General features: G+C 70.8%; 17 protein-coding genes. 1 reads left to right on the forward strand and 16 read right to left on the reverse strand.

Translation table 11 applies throughout. The features are described from left to right. Positions 1-11: 11 nt before the first annotated feature. The 14 genes from nuoK to ACH54P_RS26730 form a co-directional block, all read right to left on the reverse strand. Positions 12-311 carry an NADH-quinone oxidoreductase subunit NuoK gene (gene nuoK / locus ACH54P_RS26665; protein ID WP_003081840.1) on the reverse strand — a complete coding sequence of 100 codons (300 nt, stop codon included), beginning with the start codon at positions 309-311 and terminating at the stop codon, positions 12-14. Next, positions 308-1171 (reverse strand): NADH-quinone oxidoreductase subunit J, encoded by an 864-nt coding sequence (locus ACH54P_RS26670; RefSeq protein WP_489906086.1) that lies wholly within the window; start codon positions 1169-1171, stop codon positions 308-310. Before ACH54P_RS26670 ends, nuoK begins: the two co-directional genes overlap by 4 nt. Then, on the reverse strand, positions 1168-1734 hold the full coding sequence (gene nuoI, locus ACH54P_RS26675; protein ID WP_489906087.1) for an NADH-quinone oxidoreductase subunit NuoI: 567 nt from the start codon (positions 1732-1734) through the stop codon (positions 1168-1170). The genes ACH54P_RS26670 and nuoI overlap by 4 nt, the downstream gene beginning before the upstream one ends. Then, entirely contained in the window at positions 1721-3070 is a 1350-nt protein-coding gene (gene nuoH, locus ACH54P_RS26680) for an NADH-quinone oxidoreductase subunit NuoH (protein ID WP_489906088.1), read from the reverse strand. The genes nuoI and nuoH overlap by 14 nt, the downstream gene beginning before the upstream one ends. Beyond that, on the reverse strand, positions 3067-5538 hold the full coding sequence (locus tag ACH54P_RS26685; protein WP_489906089.1) for an NADH-quinone oxidoreductase subunit G: 2472 nt from the start codon (positions 5536-5538) through the stop codon (positions 3067-3069). Before ACH54P_RS26685 ends, nuoH begins: the two co-directional genes overlap by 4 nt. Beyond that, positions 5535-6830, reverse strand: a complete 1296-nt coding sequence (nuoF, locus tag ACH54P_RS26690; protein ID WP_489906090.1) for an NADH-quinone oxidoreductase subunit NuoF — start codon at positions 6828-6830, stop codon at positions 5535-5537. Before nuoF ends, ACH54P_RS26685 begins: the two co-directional genes overlap by 4 nt. Beyond that, the gene (gene nuoE, locus ACH54P_RS26695; RefSeq protein WP_489906091.1) at positions 6830-7687 is read right to left on the reverse strand and encodes an NADH-quinone oxidoreductase subunit NuoE; all 858 of its coding nucleotides are present in this window, start codon (positions 7685-7687) and stop codon (positions 6830-6832) included. Before nuoE ends, nuoF begins: the two co-directional genes overlap by 1 nt. After that, positions 7684-9063 carry an NADH-quinone oxidoreductase subunit D gene (locus ACH54P_RS26700; RefSeq protein WP_489906092.1) on the reverse strand — a complete coding sequence of 460 codons (1380 nt, stop codon included), beginning with the start codon at positions 9061-9063 and terminating at the stop codon, positions 7684-7686. The genes nuoE and ACH54P_RS26700 overlap by 4 nt, the downstream gene beginning before the upstream one ends. Further along, positions 9060-9809 carry an NADH-quinone oxidoreductase subunit C gene (locus ACH54P_RS26705; RefSeq protein WP_489906093.1) on the reverse strand — a complete coding sequence of 250 codons (750 nt, stop codon included), beginning with the start codon at positions 9807-9809 and terminating at the stop codon, positions 9060-9062. The genes ACH54P_RS26700 and ACH54P_RS26705 overlap by 4 nt, the downstream gene beginning before the upstream one ends. A gap of 4 nt (positions 9810-9813) precedes the next feature. Continuing rightward, positions 9814-10362 carry a NuoB/complex I 20 kDa subunit family protein gene (locus ACH54P_RS26710; protein WP_086863694.1) on the reverse strand — a complete coding sequence of 183 codons (549 nt, stop codon included), beginning with the start codon at positions 10360-10362 and terminating at the stop codon, positions 9814-9816. A 4-nt stretch (positions 10363-10366) separates the two neighbouring features. Continuing rightward, complete coding sequence (locus tag ACH54P_RS26715; protein WP_465308443.1) at positions 10367-10786, reverse strand: NADH-quinone oxidoreductase subunit A; 420 nt, start codon at positions 10784-10786, stop codon at positions 10367-10369. Between the two features lie 467 nt (positions 10787-11253). Then, positions 11254-12540: a geranylgeranyl reductase family protein gene (locus ACH54P_RS26720; protein WP_489906094.1), complete on the reverse strand. Its 1287-nt coding sequence runs from the start codon at positions 12538-12540 to the stop codon at positions 11254-11256. Between the two features lie 9 nt (positions 12541-12549). After that, complete coding sequence (locus ACH54P_RS26725; protein WP_489906095.1) at positions 12550-13239, reverse strand: demethylmenaquinone methyltransferase; 690 nt, start codon at positions 13237-13239, stop codon at positions 12550-12552. A gap of 9 nt (positions 13240-13248) precedes the next feature. Next, the gene (locus ACH54P_RS26730) at positions 13249-13800 is read right to left on the reverse strand and encodes a DUF4386 domain-containing protein (protein ID WP_489906096.1); all 552 of its coding nucleotides are present in this window, start codon (positions 13798-13800) and stop codon (positions 13249-13251) included. Between the two features lie 53 nt (positions 13801-13853). Between ACH54P_RS26730 and ACH54P_RS26735 the strand changes: the two genes are divergently transcribed. Beyond that, the gene (locus ACH54P_RS26735; RefSeq protein WP_489906097.1) at positions 13854-14321 is read left to right on the forward strand and encodes a MarR family winged helix-turn-helix transcriptional regulator; all 468 of its coding nucleotides are present in this window, start codon (positions 13854-13856) and stop codon (positions 14319-14321) included. Positions 14322-14380: 59 nt separating this feature from the next. On the opposite strand, the gene ACH54P_RS26740 is transcribed toward ACH54P_RS26735, so the two are convergent. Next, on the reverse strand, positions 14381-15484 hold the full coding sequence (locus tag ACH54P_RS26740) for a glycosyltransferase (protein ID WP_489906098.1): 1104 nt from the start codon (positions 15482-15484) through the stop codon (positions 14381-14383). 3 nt (positions 15485-15487) lie between these two features. Next, positions 15488-16558, reverse strand: coding sequence for a glycosyltransferase family 4 protein (locus ACH54P_RS26745; RefSeq protein ID WP_489906099.1), 1071 nt, complete (start codon positions 16556-16558; stop codon positions 15488-15490). Positions 16559-16750: the final 192 nt, after the last annotated feature.

Genomic DNA, 16750 nt, shown 5'->3' on the forward strand with positions numbered 1-16750 from the left:
TCGGGGGTCTCCTAGTACTTCAGCAGGTTGGTGTCGTCGACCGAGGCCGAGCGCCGGGTGCGGAAGATGGCCATGATGATCGCCAGGCCGACCACGACCTCGGCGGCCGCGACGACCATGACGAAGAACGCCATGATCTGGCCGTCGAGCCCGCCGTTGATCCGGGCGAAGGTGACCAGCGACAGGTTCACCGCGTTGAGCATCAGCTCGATGCACATGAACACGACGATCGCGTTGCGCCGCACCAGCACGCCGACCGCGCCGAGCGCGAACAGCAGCGCCGAAAGCAGCAGGTAGTACGTCGGGGTCATGCCTTCTCCCCCTCGGTTTCCGAAGAGTCGGAGCCGACCAGCGCGTGCGCGTCCGGGTGCGGCGTGTCGTCGGCGACGAGCTTGCGTTCCTTCGCCAGCTCGATCGCCGAGGTGGACTCGATGAGCACCGACAGCGACTCCGGCGCGACCGAGCCGTCCGGCAGCAGCGCCGGGGTGGCCACCGAGTTCGCCGTGGCGAAGACACCCGGGCCGGGCAGCGGCGACGGCCGGTCGTGCTCGCCGCGGAAGCGGGCGACGACCAGTTCCTTCTGCGTCTGCTTCCCGCCCTTGCCGTGCCGGTCGGTGAAGGCCAGCACCATCGCGCCGACCGCGGCGGTGATGAGCAGCGCCGACGTCAGCTCGAACGGGAAGAGGTAGTCGGTGAAGATCAGCCGGCCCAGGCCCTTCGGCCCGCCGCCCGCCGGGGTGGCCGAGTCGAGCGGGGTGGCCGGGGTGACGTTGTCCAGCGCCCGGTAGATGCCGGTCGCCAGCAGCGCGGCCAGGCCGATGCCGAGCACGGTCGCGGCCAGCCGCTGTCCACGCAGGACTTCGACCACCGAGTCGGAGCTCTCCCGGCCGACCAGCATCAGCACGAACAGGAACAGCATCATGATCGCGCCGGTGTAGACGATGATCTGCGTGAAGCCGAGGAACGGCGCCGACTGGATCATGTACAGCGCGCCCAGGCTCAGCATGGTCAGCACCAGCCACAGCGCCGAGTGGACGGCGTTGCGGGAGAAGATCATGCCGAGCGCGCCGAGCAGGGCGACCGGGCCGAGGATCCAGAACGCGACGGCCTCGCCGGTGGTGACGCCCGCGGCGGCCCCGGTCGGGGTCTGGGCCAGGAGTGCGGCGATCACTTCGTCGCCTCCCCGCCGCGAGCCGGCTGTGTCGATGAGCTCTCAGCTGAGAAGCGTGCTTCGAGCTGTGGACCGTTCACGTAGTAGTCCTGCTCGTTGTCGCCGAGCCGCATCGGGTGCGGCGGCTGCTCCATGCCGGGCAGCAGCGGGGCGAGCAGATCTTCCTTCGTGTAGATCAGCCGCTGACGGTCGTCGTCGGCCAGCTCGTAGAAGTTGATCATCGTCAGCGACCGCGTCGGGCACGCCTCGATGCAGAGGCCGCAGCCGATGCAGCGCAGGTAGTTGATCTGGTAGTCCGCGCCGTACCGCTCGCCCGGCGAGTACCGGGCCTCCTCGGTGTTGTCACCGCCCTCGACGAAGATCGCGTCCGCCGGGCACGCCCACGCGCACAGCTCGCAGCCGACGCACTTCTCGAGGCCGTCCGGGTGGCGGTTCAGCTGGTGCCGGCCGTGGTAGCGCGGAGCGGCGGGTGCGCCGGCCTCCGGGTACTCCTCGGTGGCGACCTTCTTGAACATCATCCCGAAGGTGACGCCGAAGCCCTTGACGGGATCAAGAAACCCCATCTTGCGCTCCTTCCTTTGCGGTACCGACGGCCGCCGGCTTGCGGCGGGCCGCCTTGGCCTCGGCCTTGGCCAAAGCCTTCTGACGCGGGGTGGTCTGCGGGACCTTGAGGTCCAGCGGCGGGACCGGGAAACCGCCACCGGTCACCGGCACGCTTTCGCTCTCCTCCTCGCGGCCCGCGGCGCGGACGTAGAAGAACAGGGCGACGACGATGAAGATCGCGACCGCGGCGATGATGACGGACGCGGTGTTCCAGGTGATGACCTTCGCGAAGGTCACCATGACGATCCACACCAGGTTCAGCGGGACCAGGACCTTCCAGCCCAGGCGCATGAACTGGTCGTAGCGCAGGCGGGGAAGCGTGCCGCGCAGCCAGATGAACCCGAACAGCAGGACGAACATCTTCGCGAAGAACCACAGCACCGGCCACCAGCCGGTGTTGAGCACGTTGTTCCCGATCAGCGACAGCGGCCACGGGGCCATCCAGCCGCCGAGGAACAGCGTGGTGGCGAACGCCGAAACGATCACCATGTTGACGTACTCGGCGAGGAAGAACATCGCGAACTTCATCGAGCTGTACTCGGTGTGGAAACCGCCGACCAGCTCCGACTCGGCCTCGGGGAGGTCGAACGGGGCGCGGTTGGTCTCGCCGACCATCGAGATCAGGTAGATCACGAAGCTCGGGACCAGGTAGAGGAACCACACCGGCTGCTGCTTGGCGACGATGTCGGCCAGGTCCAGCGAACCGGCCTGCAGGATCACCGCGACGATCGACAGGCCCATCGCGATCTCGTAGGAGATCACCTGCGCGGCGCTGCGGAGGCCGCCGAGCAGCGGGTACGGCGAGCCGGACGACCAGCCGGCGAGCACGATGCCGTAGACGCCGATCGAGGAGCAGGCCAGGATCACCAGCGCGCTGACCGGCAGGTCGAGCAGCTGCAGCACGGTCCGCTCGCCGAAGATCGACACGACCGGCCCGAACGGGATGGCCGACAGCGCGATCAGCGCGGGGACCGCGGAGAGCACCGGCGCGAGGAAGTACACCTTGCGGTCGGCGGTGTCCGGGATGATCTGTTCCTTGAACGGCAGCTTGATCGCGTCCGCCAGGGACTGCAGGTAGCCGCCCGGGCCGACCCGGTTGGGGCCGGGCCGGTTCTGCATCCGGCCGACCGCCTTGCGCTCCCAGACGATCAGGAAGATCGTCATGATCGGCCCGATCAGCAGGATGACCACGGACTTCAGCAGGATCAGCCAGAACGGGTCGTCCGCCAGCAGCGCCGCGCGGGTCGCCGCATCGGGCACGCTCCCGACGGCCGCCTCAGTCAGCAACGGTGTCACTGTCCACCCCCAGCGAGGTTCACCACGGCGCCGTGACCGGCGCCGAGCGTCTTGCCCACGGCGGAGCCGTCGGAGTTGCCGGGCAGCCAGACCACGCCGTCGGGCAGGTCGGCGACCTCGACCGGCAACGTGATCGAGCCGCGTTCGGTGCTCACCTTCACGGTGGTGCCGAGCCCTTCGGCGGTCTTCGCGGACAGCCGCGCGACCGGCGTGCGCTGGGTGCCCTTCAGGTGCGGCTCACCGTCCTGCAGCGACCCGTTGTCGATCAGCTGGCGCCAGGTCGACAGAACCGCCTGCCCGGCACCCGGGGTCGCGGGTGCCGCGACCTCGGCCGGGACGTGACCCCAGCGCAGCGCCGAGGCCGGGCCGAGCTTCTCGAAGTCGGCCCGCGCGGCGGACGGCGTCTGCGTGAACAGGTCCGCGTCCATCTCGACGGCGAGGGTGTCGAGCACCCGGCAGTCCGGCAGGGCGCCGGTGCCTTCGAGGGTGACGTCGAACGGGCGGGTGCGGCCCTCCCAGTTGAGGTAGCTGCCGGCCTTCTCGTCCGACGCGGCCACCGGGAGCACGACGTCCGCGCGCTCGGTCACCGCGCTGTGCCGCAGCTCGAGGCTGACGACGAACCCGGCGCTGGTCAACGCGCGCAGCGCGAGGGCCGGGTCCGGCAGGTCGAACGGGTCGACACCGCCGACAACCAGGCCGCCGAGCTCACCCGCCGACGCGGCCAGCAGGATGTCGGTCGCGTCGCGGCCCGGCGCGGCCGGGATCGGGACGCCCCAGGCGTTTTCGACGGCGACGCGGGCGGCGTCGTCACCCACCCGGCGGCCGCCGGGCAGCAGCGACGGCACGCAGCCGGTCTCCAGCGCGCCCCGGTCACCGGCGCGGCGCGGGATCCACGCGAGCCGGACGCCGGTGCGCTCCACCAGGTCGTGCAGGGCCGAGAACAGGCCGGGGATCGCGGCGACGCGCTCGCCGACCAGGACGACGGCGCCTTCACCGCGCAGGGCCTCGTCGAGGTCCGGCGCGTGCTTGGCGATGCCCTCGACGGCCGCGGCCTCCTGGCCGGGGACGCAGGCGAGCAGCTCGCCGAACGTCTTGCGCACCGACGACGTCGTCCACTGTCCCAAGTGGACGACCCGGGTGCGGTTCCGGCGGGCCGCCTTGCGCAGCCGAAGGAACACGATCGGCGCCTCGTCCTCGGGCTCGAACGCCACGCACAGCACCGTGCGGGCCCGCTCGATCTCGCCGAAGGTGACGCCGGACTCCGGCGTCACGCCCACGACGTGCGAGGTGAGGAACGCGAGCTCCTCGGCCGAATGCGGGCGGGCGCGGAAGTCGACGTCGTTGGTCTGCAGGGCGACCCGGGCGAACTTCGAGTACGCGTAGGCGTCCTCGACGGTCAGCCGGCCACCGGGCAGGACACCGACGCCGCCGCTCGAGCGGGCTTCGGTGAGACCGGCCGCCGCGATGCGCAGCGCGTCGGTCCAGGACGCCTCCTCCAGCTCACCGGTGTCGCGGTTGCGGACCAGCGGGCGGCGGATGCGGTCTTCGGCCGTCGTGTAGCGGAAGGCGAAGCGGCCCTTGTCGCAGATCCACTCCTCGTTGACCTCGGGGTCGTCGCCGGCCAGCTTGCGCTGGACCTTGCCGCGCCGGAAGTCGGTCCGCTCGGCGCAGCCGGACGAGCAGTGCTCGCAGACGCTCGGCGAGGACACCAGGTCGAACGGGCGGGAGCGGAACCGGTAGGCGGCGCTCGTGAGGGCGCCGACCGGGCAGATCTGGATGACGTTGCCGGAGAAGTAGCTCTGGAACGGCTGCCCGGACGTCGTCCGCGAAGCCAGGTCCAGCACGTCCGCCGTCTCCGCCGTGCCGATCTGCTGGTGGGCACCGCGTTCGAGGAGCTCGATGAACGGGTCGCCGGCGATCTGCGCGGAGAACCGGGTGCAGCGTTGGCAGAGCACGCAGCGTTCGCGGTCCAGCAGCACCTGGGTCGAGATCGGCAGCGGCTTCGGGAACGTCCGCTTCGTGTCGACGAACCGGGAGTCCGTGCGGCCGTGGGCCAGCGCCTGGTTCTGCAGCGGGCACTCGCCGCCCTTGTCGCAGATCGGGCAGTCCAGCGGGTGGTTGATGAGCAGGAGCTCCATCACGCCCTGCTGGGCCTTGTCCGCGACCGGCGACGTCAGCTGCGTCTTGACGACCATGCCGTCGGCGACGGTCATCGTGCAGGACGCCTGCGGCTTCGGCATCGGACGGCCGCCCATCTCGACCTCGACCAGGCACTGGCGGCAGGCGCCCGCCGGGTCGAGGAGGGGGTGGTCGCAGAACCGCGGGATGACCGTGCCGAGGCGCTCGGCCGTGCGGATCAGCAGCTCGCCCTTGGGGGCGATGACCTCTTCGCCGTCGATGACCAGCTTGACGTGGCCTTCGGGGACCGGCGTCTCGGCCGTTTCGGGCTTGTCGGGCGCGATCGTCATGCCTGCGCTCCCACGAGTTCGGGCTTGGTCTGTTCGTGCCGGTTCTTCTCGCACAGCGCGAGGAACTCCTCGCGGAAGTACTTGATGCCGCTGGTGATCGGCGACACCGCGCCGTCGCCGAGGGCGCAGAACGACCGGCCGAGGATGTTGTCGCAGACGTCGAGGAGGGTGTCGATGTCCTCCTCGGTGCCGTGGCCCTCGACCATGCGCTCGAGGATCTGCGCCAGCCAGTACGTGCCTTCGCGGCACGGCGTGCACTTGCCGCAGGACTCGTGCTCGTAGAACTGCGTCCACTTCATCACGGCCCACGGCACCGACACGGTCTCGTTGAAGACCTGGACGGCGGTGGTGCCGAGCATGGAGCCCGCTTCCGCCGCGCCTTCGAAGTCCAGGGGAACGTCGAGGTGCTCGGCGGTGAACATCGGGGTGGACGAACCGCCCGGGGTCCAGAACTTGAGCGGGATGCCGTCCTTCATGCCGCCCGCCATGTCCAGCAGCTCGCGCAGCGTCGTGCCGAGCGGGCACTCGTACTGGCCGGGCTTCTCGACGTGGCCGGAGATCGAGTAGATCTTCGGGCCGGGCGACTTCTCGCGGCCCATCTCGCGGAACCAGCTGGAGCCGCCGTTGACGATGAACGGCGCGCTCGCGATGGTCTCGACGTTGTTGACCGTGGTCGGTGCGGCGTAAAGACCCGCTGCGGCAGGGAACGGCGGCTTGAGCCGCGGCTGGCCGCGGCGGCCCTCGAGGGAGTCGAGCAGGGCCGTCTCTTCGCCGCAGATGTACGCGCCGGCGCCGGCGTGCACGGTGATCTTGAGGTCGAAGCCGGAGCCGAGGATGTTCTCGCCGAGGTAGCCCGCCGCTTCGGCTTCGCGCACGGCCGCGTTGAGCCGGCGGATGCAGTGCAGCGCCTCGCCGCGGACGTAGATGAAGCAGTGGTTCGACCGCATCGCGTACGAGGCGATGATGCAGCCCTCGATCAGCGAGTGCGGGTCCGCCATCATCAGCGGGATGTCCTTGCAGGTCCCCGGCTCGCCTTCGTCGGCGTTGATCACCAGGTAGTGCGGCTTGTCGAAGTTCGGTGGCATGAAGGACCACTTGATGCCGGCCGGGAAGCCCGCGCCGCCGCGGCCGCGCAGGCCGGAGTCCTTGACCAGCTGGACGAGCTGCTCCGGCGTCCCGGCGAGGGCCTTGCGGACGGCGGTGTAGCCCTCGAGTGCTTCGTACGTCCCGATCTGCCAGGAGTTCGGGGACAGCCAGCGCTTCGTGAGGACCGGAGTGATGGGGTCGGCCATTACTTCTTCTCCACTTCTGGGAGAGGGACGTCCTGCGCGACCGGGGCGACCCAGCCGCGGTCCTGGGCGAGCTTCGCGCCCCGCAGCGTCTCGACGGCCTGCGAAGGACCGTCGACGTCGGCGCGGTAGGTCGCCTCGTCCTCCGGGAAGAACCCGGCGAGCTGCAGCTCGGCGCCCTTGAAGCTGGTCAGCGGCGCGCCGCGCGTCGGGGCCGGCTTCTTGCCCGCCTGCAGCGCGTCGACCAGGGCGACGGCCTTCTCCTCGGTCTGGTTGTCGAAGTACTCGTAGTTGACCTGGATGACCGGCGCGAGGTCGCAGGCCGCGAGGCACTCGGCGTGCTCGAGGGTGATCGAGCCCGGCTCGTTCGGCGTGCCCGCGGTCTCGTTGTGCCCCAGCGGTTCCTCTTCGGAGCCGAGGTGCGTCTGGAGCTTCTTGTAGATCGCGTCGCCGCCCATGGCCGCGCACAGCGTGTTGGTGCAGACGCTGACGAGGTGCTCGCCGCAGGGCTTGCGCTTGTACATCGTGTAGAACGTCGCGACCGCGCTGACCTCGGCGTCGGACAGGTCGAGCTGCCGCGCGCAGAACGCGATGCCCTCCTGGCTGACGTAGCCCTGCACCGACTGCACGAGGTGCAGCATCGGCAGCAGCGCCGAGCGGGACATCGGGTAGCGCGCGATCAGGTCCTGCGCCTTGGCGTGGACGTCCGCGTCGAAGATGTCTTCCAGCGGCGTCTCGGTGATGATCGCGGCTGCGACATTGGGGTCCGGCGCGATGGCGACGACGTCGGTGTCCGGCCCGGCCGCGGCGTGCGTTGCCGCGGCGTAGTTCGGGCCCGGCTCGGGAACTGCAGAGGTCATCGGTCCACTCCCCCCATGACGGGGTCGATCGAGGCGATCGCGGCGATCACGTCCGCGACCAGGCCGCCTTCGGCCATTGCGGGCATCGACTGCAGGTTCACGAAGCTCGGTTCGCGCACGTGGACCCGCAGCGGCCGGGTGCCGCCGTCGGAGACCAGGTGCGCCCCCAGCTCGCCGCGCGGCGACTCGACCGGCACGTACACCTGCCCGGCCGGCACCTTGAAGCCCTCGGTGACCAGCTTGAAGTGGTGGATCAGGGACTCCATGGACTGGCCCATGATCTTCTTGACGTGCTCGAGCGAGTTGCCCATGCCGTCGCTGCCGATGGACAGCTGCGCGGGCCACGCGATCTTCTTGTCCGCCACCATGACCGGGCCCGGCTCGAGCTTCTCGAGGCACTGCTCGATGATCTTGAGGCTCTCGTGCATCTCGTGCACCCGGATCAGGTAGCGCGACCAGCAGTCGGCGCCGTTGTCGACCGGGACGTCGAAGTCGAACTCGTCGTAGCAGGAGTACGGCTCGGTCTTGCGCAGGTCCCACGGCAGGCCGGCGCTGCGCAGCACCGGGCCGGTGACGCCGAGCGCGAGGCACGCGTCGACCGGCAGGTACCCGACGCCCTTGAGGCGGTTGCGCCAGATCGGCTGCCCGGTGAACAGCTTGTCGTACAGCGGAAGGCGCTTCTTCATCGTCTTGATGAATTCGCTGACCTTCTCGTGGTAGTCCGCCGGCATGTCCTGCGCGAGGCCGCCGGGGCGGATGAACGCGTGGTTCATCCGCAGGCCGGTCAGGTGCTCCAGCAGGTGGAGGACCTCTTCGCGCTCGCGGAAGCCGAGCGTCATCGCGGTGGTGGCGCCGAGCTCCATGCCGCCGGTGGCGATGTAGACCAGGTGCGAGCCGATCCGGTTGATCTCCAGCAGCATGACGCGCAGCAACTGCGCGCGGCGCGGGGCCTCGACCTGCAGCAGCTTCTCGACGGCGAGGCAGTACGCCATCTCCGTCGACAGCGGCGCCAGGTAGTCCATGCGCGTCACGAAGGTGACGCCCTGGGTCCAGGTGCGGTACTCGCAGTTCTTCTCGATGCCGGTGTGCAGGTAGCCGATGACCGACCGCAGCTGCGTGACGGTCTCGCCCTCCATCTCCAGCACGAGCCGGAGCACGCCGTGCGTCGACGGGTGCTGCGGGCCCATGTTGATGACCATGCGCTCGTCGTGCGCCGCGTCGGCGATGACGTCGTCCCAGTCGCCGCCGGAGACCGAGTAGACGCGGCCTTCGGTCGTGTCACGGGAATCGGCGTAGTTGACGTCGTCGCTGCTGTCGCTGCCCGGCGCGCTCGTGTCGGTGCCGGTCGTGACGTCGGAAAGGTTCTCGGTGCTCACGAGTACGACCTCCGCTGGTCCGGCGGCGGGATCTCCGCGCCCTTGTATTCGACCGGGATCCCGCCGAGCGGGTAGTCCTTGCGCTGGGGGTGGCCGTCCCAGTCGTCCGGCATGAGGATGCGGGTCAGCGCCGGGTGGCCGTCGAAGACGATGCCGAACATGTCCCAGGTCTCGCGCTCCTGCCAGTCGGCGGTCGGGTAGATCCCGACCAGCGACGGCACGTGCGCGTCCTCGATGTCGAGCGTGACCTCGAGGCGGATCCGGCGCCGGTAGGTCAGCGACGTGAAGTGGTAGACCGCGTGCAGCCGCTGCGGCACGTCGACGCCGTAGTCCACGCCGGACACCGAGCTGAGCAGCTCGAACCGGAGGCCGCCGTCGTCGCGCAGCACCTTCGCGATCGCGGGCAGCTGCTCGCGGGCGACGTAGAAGGTGATCTCGCCGCGGTCGACCGTGGTCTGCAGGACCGCCTCGGCCGGGATCTTGTGCTCGGCCAGCGCGGCGTAGAACTCGTCGGCGAACTGGTCGAACCAGCCGCCGTACGGGCGCTCGGCCGGGGCCGGGCTGTACGCCGGGAGCCGGACGCCGCCGTAGCCGGAGGTGTCGCCGGTGCCGTGCACGCCGAACATGCCCTGGCGCTCGCGGCCCGTGACGACGGGTTCGGCCGAGCCGGGCGCGTTGGCCGTCAGGCCCGTCTCGGCACGTTCGGCGCTGGACTGCTCTTCGCCGGGTTGGGGGTTCTCAGTCATCGCTCTACTTCTTCGCGTACTTGATCGACGACGCGACGAGCTCGGTGCGGGCCCCGCTGGCGGCGCGGATGGCGGCGCGGCGGGCGTTGATCGGCTCGTCCTGGATCTTGGCGTGCAGCTTGAGGATCGCGTCCAGCAGCATCTCCGGCCGCGGCGGGCAGCCAGGCAGGTACATGTCGACCGGCACGATGTGGTCGACGCCCTGGACCACGGCGTAGTTGTTGAACATGCCGCCGGAGGAGGCGCAGACGCCCATGGCGAGCACCCACTTGGGCTCGGCCATCTGGTCGTAGATCTGACGCAGGACCGGGGCCATCTTCTGGGTGACCCGGCCGGCGACGATCATCAGGTCGGCCTGCCGCGGCGTCGCGCTGAAGCGCTCCATGCCGAAGCGGGCGATGTCGTACCGGGAGCCGCCGACGGTCATCATCTCGATCGCGCAGCAGGCGAGGCCGAAGGTGGCCGGCCACATCGAGTTCTTCCGCGCCCAGTTGACGAGGCCTTCGAGGCTGGCCAGCAGGATGCCGTTGGGGAGTTTCTCTTCGAGGCCCATGGGTCTAGTTCCAATCCAGGCCGCCGCGCCGCCACACGTAGGCGTACGCGAAGCCGACCGTCGCGATGAACAGCAGGATCTCCACCAGGCCGAACGTGCCCAGCGCGTCCGCCTGCACGGCGAACGGGTAGAGGAAGACCATCTCGATGTCGAACAGGATGAACAGCATCGCGGTGATGTAGTACGCCACCGGCATCCGGCCGCCGCCGACGAGCGGCTGCGGGGACGGCTCGATGCCGCACTCGTACGCGGCGAGCTTGGCCTTGTTGTACCGGCTCGGGCCGACGAGCGGGCCCAGCAGGACCGACAACACGGCGAAACCGAGCGCCAGCACGAACAACAGGACCAGGGGCAGGTAGGGCTTCAGGCTCGGGGCCTCTTGAGCCAGCTGCACCGTGTCGGTTCGGGTCAGCAACGTCAGCACGGGGTCTTCGCCATCCTTTCCGCGCCGCTGCGGTTTTGCTTGTGGTGGGAACCGCTTGAGCCTCGTCGGCACCCTAAGGGACCTGGGTCACACCGCCGAGGGTCAGGGTCTCCTTACGGCCCGTGGCTGGACCGCGAGGTGCTTGTGAAATAGTTCACAAGCCACTCGTCGTGGATGTGAAGGGATTCACAAAGCATGGGGGGAGTGTAGGACGCGACTCACATTCTTGTCCCTAGGGGCCCGTGTTATGAGGGTGCCCTAAGTTCGGCTGCCATCGTTGTCACGGCGTGGCAACGCCGCGCGTGCGACCTGCGCGAAGGCCGTTCAAGATCGCCTGAGGGCCGGACAATCCGGACGGCGGCGTGTGAGCTATCCCACTGACCGCACGGCCAACTTGCTAGGCCACTCGTGTGTCCGCGCGCGAACAGGCCCCGGCACGGAAGTCCTGCCGGGGCCTCGTAAGCCGGTCAGCGCGGGGTCGGGGTGACCCGGGCCAGTGCCGAGATCAGGCGGTCGACGCCGTCGCCGCCCTTGGCGTCGTAGCAGCCCGACAGGCCCTTGTAGACCAGCGGCAGGAGCTTGTTGATGCGCAGCCCGTACTTGGTGCAGGCGTGCATGATCTTCGGCTTGCCGATGATCTTCGCGAAGACGTTGCCCAGCTGGTAGTAGCCACCCATCAGCTCGCCGACCGCGCGCGGGTACGCCTCCAGCGCCCGCTCCCGCGAAGGCCCTTCGCGGCGCGCGAGCGCCTGCACGACGACTTCCGCGGCGATCTGCGCGGACTCCATCGCGGCCGAGATGCCTTCGCCGTTGAACGGGCTGACCATGCCGCCCGCGTCGCCGAGCAGCAGCAGGCCGTCGCGGTAGTGCGGGGTGCGGTTGAAACCCATCGGGAGGCCGGCGCCGCCGACCTTGCCGATCGCGTTCTCCTCGCGGTAGCCCCACTCCTCCGGCGTCCCGTCGAGCCACTGGCGCAGCAGCGCGCGGTAGTCGGTGTTCCGGAACGACGCCGACGTCGAGAGCATGCCGAGGCCGACGTTGACCGTGCCGTCGCCGAGCGGGAACGCCCAGCCGTAGCCCGGCAGCAGCTTCGGGTCGCGCGGGTCGGAGCGGTCCCACAGCTCGAGGTGGCCCTCGATGAACGGGTCGTCGTGGCGCGGGCTCTTGTAGTACTGGCGCACCGCGACGCCCATCGGGCGCTTCTCGTTCTTCTGGATGCCGACGCTCAGCGCGAGCCGCGCGGAGACGCCGTCGCAGGCCAGGACCAGTGGCGCCCGGTAGCTCACCGGCGTCCGCTCCGGGCCGACCTTCGCCTCGACGCCGACCACGCGCCCCGCCGGGCTGGTGATCGCGCCGGTGACCGTGGTGCGCTCGTACAGCCGCGCGCCGGCCTTCACCGCGAGCTTCGCGAGCAGGTCGTCGAAGTCGTGGCGGGTGCGGGAAACGCCGTACGGCGGGTAGCTCGTCAGGTCCGGCCAGTCGAGCTCGAGCGTGAGGTCGCCGGTGAGGATCCGCAAGCCGCGGCTGTGCACCCAGCCCGCGTCCTCGCTCGTGTCGATCCCCAGGTCGATGAGCTGCTTGACGCCACGCGGGGTCAGGCCGTCGCCGCAGACCTTCTCGCGCGGGAACTCGGTCTTCTCCAGCAGCAGCACGTCGACGCCCGCGCGGGCCAGGTAGGTGGCCACGGTGGACCCAGCGGGTCCGGCGCCGACGACGATGACTTCGGCGTCCTGGTCAGGGCTACGACGGCTCATGGCCGCAGTTTATGCGGGCTTTCGGGCGCGGTGGATCGCCACGACGCCGAATGTGAGGTTCAACCACTCGACGTCGGCCCAGCCCGCGCTCGCGATGATCTCGCCGAGCGTGCGCTGGTCGGGCCAGGTGAGCATGGATTCGGCCAGGTAGGAGTAGGCCTCGGGGTTGGACGACGTCCGCTTGCCGACCCAGGTGAGCAGCCGCAGCATGAACCGCCGGTGGATGAACCGGATCGGCGCGAACGGCGGCGTCGAGACCTCGCAGATCACCAGGCGGCCGCCCGGCTTGACCACGCGGGCGATCTCGGTGAGCGCGGCCTTCGGGTCGACGAAGTTGCGCAGTGCGAGGGAGATCGTCACGGCGTCGAAGCTCTCGTCGGCGAACGGCAGGTTCAGCGCGTCCGCCGCGACCATCGGGACCTTGCGGTGCAGCCCGGCGCGGAGCATGCCGAACGAGAAGTCGGCGGCCAGGCACCAGGCGCCACCGCGGGCGTACTCGACGGTGGACACCCCGGTGCCGGCGGCGAGGTCCAGGACCTTCTCGCCGCGGCGGGCGTCGAGCACGCGGGCGGTGGTGGTGCGCCAGCGCCGGTCGAAGCCGAAGGTCATGAACGAGTTCGCCCGGTCGTACCCGTCCGCGACGCCGTCGAACATCGCGGCGACTTCGTGCGGGTCCTTGTCCAGGCTTGCGCGTGACATGGGTTGAGATTAGTCGGGTCGCTTCACGAAGCTCGCCAGTACCAGCCAGATGAGGCCACCGAAGCGGCCGACCGGGATCAGCGGGTAGAGCGCGGACGTCAGCATGCCGAACGCCGAAAGCGCGGCGAGCGCGGCGACGACGTACCCGGTGACGGCCAGCCACGTGCGTTCGGTTCGGGCCACGGCCGCGATGAGCAGCGCGAGCGGCACGGCGAACCCGAAGGCACCGCTCGCGAAGGCCAGCGAGGTGAAGGCGCGGGCGACGGCGGGGTCGGCCGACTGGGCCGCGGTCCAGGTGACCAGTCCGCTCAGGAGCAGCGAACCCGACGCCAGCAGGCCGCCCGCGCAGCCGAGCCGGGGCGGTCCCGCGGCCGCGGTCCACGTCGCGAGGGACAGCCCGGCGCCGAAGACGACCAGGGCCAGGAGCTGGACGAGGCCCTGGTGAGCGGCGTAGTACGCGGAGATTTCGGCGGCGGACGAGTCGGGTCGGGTCCCGGTGGCGCCGAGGACTCCCCCGGCGATGGTGAACACGGCGTAGGCGGTGATCGCAATTCGTTTCATGCCGTAAACGATTACACTGGTGTAATCGATTGTCAACGACTATCGTTCCGGCCATGGAAGCTCCCCGGTTCGGCAGCGCGTTCCTGCTGGCCCAGGTCGGCGCGCACGCGGCGCAGCGGTTCACCGAGCGCATCGCCGAGCTGGAGCTGACCCCGCCGCAGGTCGGCCTGCTGCGGCTGGTGGCGACGCGGCCGGGGCAGAGCCAGCAGGCGATCGCGGCCCAGCTGGGCACCCCGCCGACGCGGCTGGTGGCGCTGGTCGACGGCCTCGAGAAACGCGGCTTGGTCGAGCGCCGCCGCAACCCCGAGGACCGGCGGCTCTACGCGCTGGAGCTGAGCCCGGCCGGGCAGGCGCTGATGGGCCGGATCGCCCAGACCGCGATGGCCCACGAGCGCGCGATCACCGCGGCCCTCACCGACGACGAGCGCGCCGCCCTCCACGCCCTCCTGACCAAGATCGCCGACGACCAGGACCTCACCCCGGGCGTGCACCCCGGCTACGCCCGCGGGCCGATCACCTGATCAGCGGAAGGCGGCCGGCATCCCGGCCATCCCGGCTACGCCCGCGGCCGGCCACCTGATCAGCGGAAGGCGGCCAGCATCCCGGCCACCGCGGCCGGCCAGGTGAACTCCTCGGCCCGTGCCCGGGCCGCCGCGCGGCGCAGCTCTTCCGGGCGCTCCAGCAGGTTCGTCACCGCCGAGGCGAACGCCGGCGCGTGGTCGTCCACCGCCTCGCCACACCCCGGCCGCACGATCTCCCGCAGCGCCGACGACGCCGACACCACCACGGGCGTCCCGGACGCCAAGGCCTCCAGCGCGGCGAGCCCGAAGGTCTCGTGCGGGCCCGGCGCCAGCGAGACGTCCGCGCTGGCCAGCAGCCGCGCGACGTCGCCGCGGCCGGACAGGAACCCGAGGAACGTCACCGGCAGGCCGCGCGCCCGGCGTTCCAGCGCCCGCCGTCGCGGCCCGTCGCCGGCCACCACCAGCCGGACCCGCGCGCCCGCCTCCGTCAGCTCGGCGACGGTGTCCACGCTGCGCTCCACGTGTTTCTCCGGCGAGAGGCGTCCACAGTGGACGAGCAGGGCATCCGCGCCACCGGCCAGGTCCGCGCGCCAGCCGTCGTCGCGCATGGCGGGCCGGAACGTCGCGAGGTCGACGCCGAGCGGCACCCGGCGGACGTTCGGCGCGGCGATCCGGTCGAACTCCGCGCGCGCGAACGCCGTCGTGCAGACGACCGTGTCGTAGCTCGCGGCCATCCGCCGGTTCGCGACGTCGGCGACGCGCCGCGCCACCGGCTCCGGCAGCAGGAACTGTTCCAGCAGCCGGTCGAGCCGTTCGTGGGAGATCACCGTGCTGGGCACGCCGTGGTGGCGCGCCCAGCTGCCCATTCCCCGCAGTGTGAGCCGGTCGGAGACCTCCAGGCGGTCCGGCTCGAGCTTCCGCAGCACCGCGCGGACCCGGTGCGGGTCGACGGCGCGGTACCCGCCGGTGCCCGGGATCTTCGGCGCCGGCAGGGAGAACCGGCGCACGCCGGTCGGCAGGACCTCGTCGGCGTATCGGGTGCCGGGCACCACGAGCGTCACCCGGTGGCCGCTCGCGACGTAGCCGGCGCCGAGGTGGTGCAGGGCCGTGCGCAGGCCGCCGGAGCGCGGCCCGTAGAAGTTCGCGAGCTGGACGATGTGCACGGGTCAGGCCGCGCGGGCGGCCCGGCCCTGCACGGCTTCGTAGTGCCCCACGAGCTCGCGGCAGACGGCGGGCCAGGTCCGCCCGAGCACGACCTTGCGCGCCTTCTCGCCGAGCCGGGCCCGCAGCGCCGCGTCGCGCAGGTCGCCGATCTTCGCGACGAGCGCCGGGCCGAACTCCTCGCGGGCCGCGGGCAGCAGGTAGCCGGTGCGGCCGGGCAGGACGAGGTCCTTCGGGCCGCCCGCGTCCGGGGCGAGCACCGGCAGCCCGGACGCCATCGCTTCCTGCACCGCCTGGCAGAACGTCTCGTGCGGTCCTGTGTGGACGAAGACGTCGAAGCTCGCGTACGCCGCCGAAAGCTCTTCGCCGTACTTCGCGCCGAGGAAGGCCGCGTCCGGCAGCTGTTCCTTGAGCGCGGGCAGCTCGGGTCCGTCGCCGACGACGACCACGCGGATCCCCGGCACGCCGGCCAGCGCGGCCAGCCGGTCGACCTCCTTTTCGGGCGCCAGCCTGCCGACGAACCCGACGAGCAGCTCGCCGTTCGGCGCCAGCTCGGCCCGCAGCGCCGGGTCGGCGTGCGCCGGGGAGAACCGGTCGATGTCGACGCCCCGCGCCCACCGGTGCACCCGCGGCACACCGTGCAGCCGCAGCTGCTCGACCGAGTCGCTGGACGGCGCCAGGGTCCGGTCGGCGCGCGAGTGCAGCCGCCGCACCCAGCGCCACGCGGCCCGCGCGGCGATGCCGAAGCCGTACGCGGCGGCGAACCCGGCGATGTCGGTCTGGTAGACGGCGATCGACGGGACGCGCAGCCGTCGTGCCGCGGCGAGGCCGCGCGCGCCGACGACGAACGGCGACGCCAGGTGCACGACGTCCGGGCCGAACGCGGTGAGCGCGGTCAGCACCGTGCGCGTCGGCACGCCGATCGGCAGGGAGCCGACGCCGGGGAAGTCGAGCGCCGGGATCCGGACCACGGGCGCGCCGCGGTAGGAGTCCGGCCCGGGACCGGGCGCGATGATCAGCACGTCGTGCGCGCGTTCGCGCAGGTGCTCGACGACCCGCAGGACGGAGTTGGTCACGCCGTTCACCTGGGGCAGGAAACTTTCGGTGACTATGGCGACTCGCACGGTCCGACCTTCGCACCCGATCCTGGCGACCGCGTGACACGTCGGCCAACGGTGTCCGAACACTGCGCCCGGCCGAGCGGACCGCTCGAAGATCGGACACGACATGTCATCTCAAGGTCGTGTCCCGTTCTCCGGCGGGGCCCA

The organism is Amycolatopsis sp. N2S4-7, from assembly GCF_058119595.1.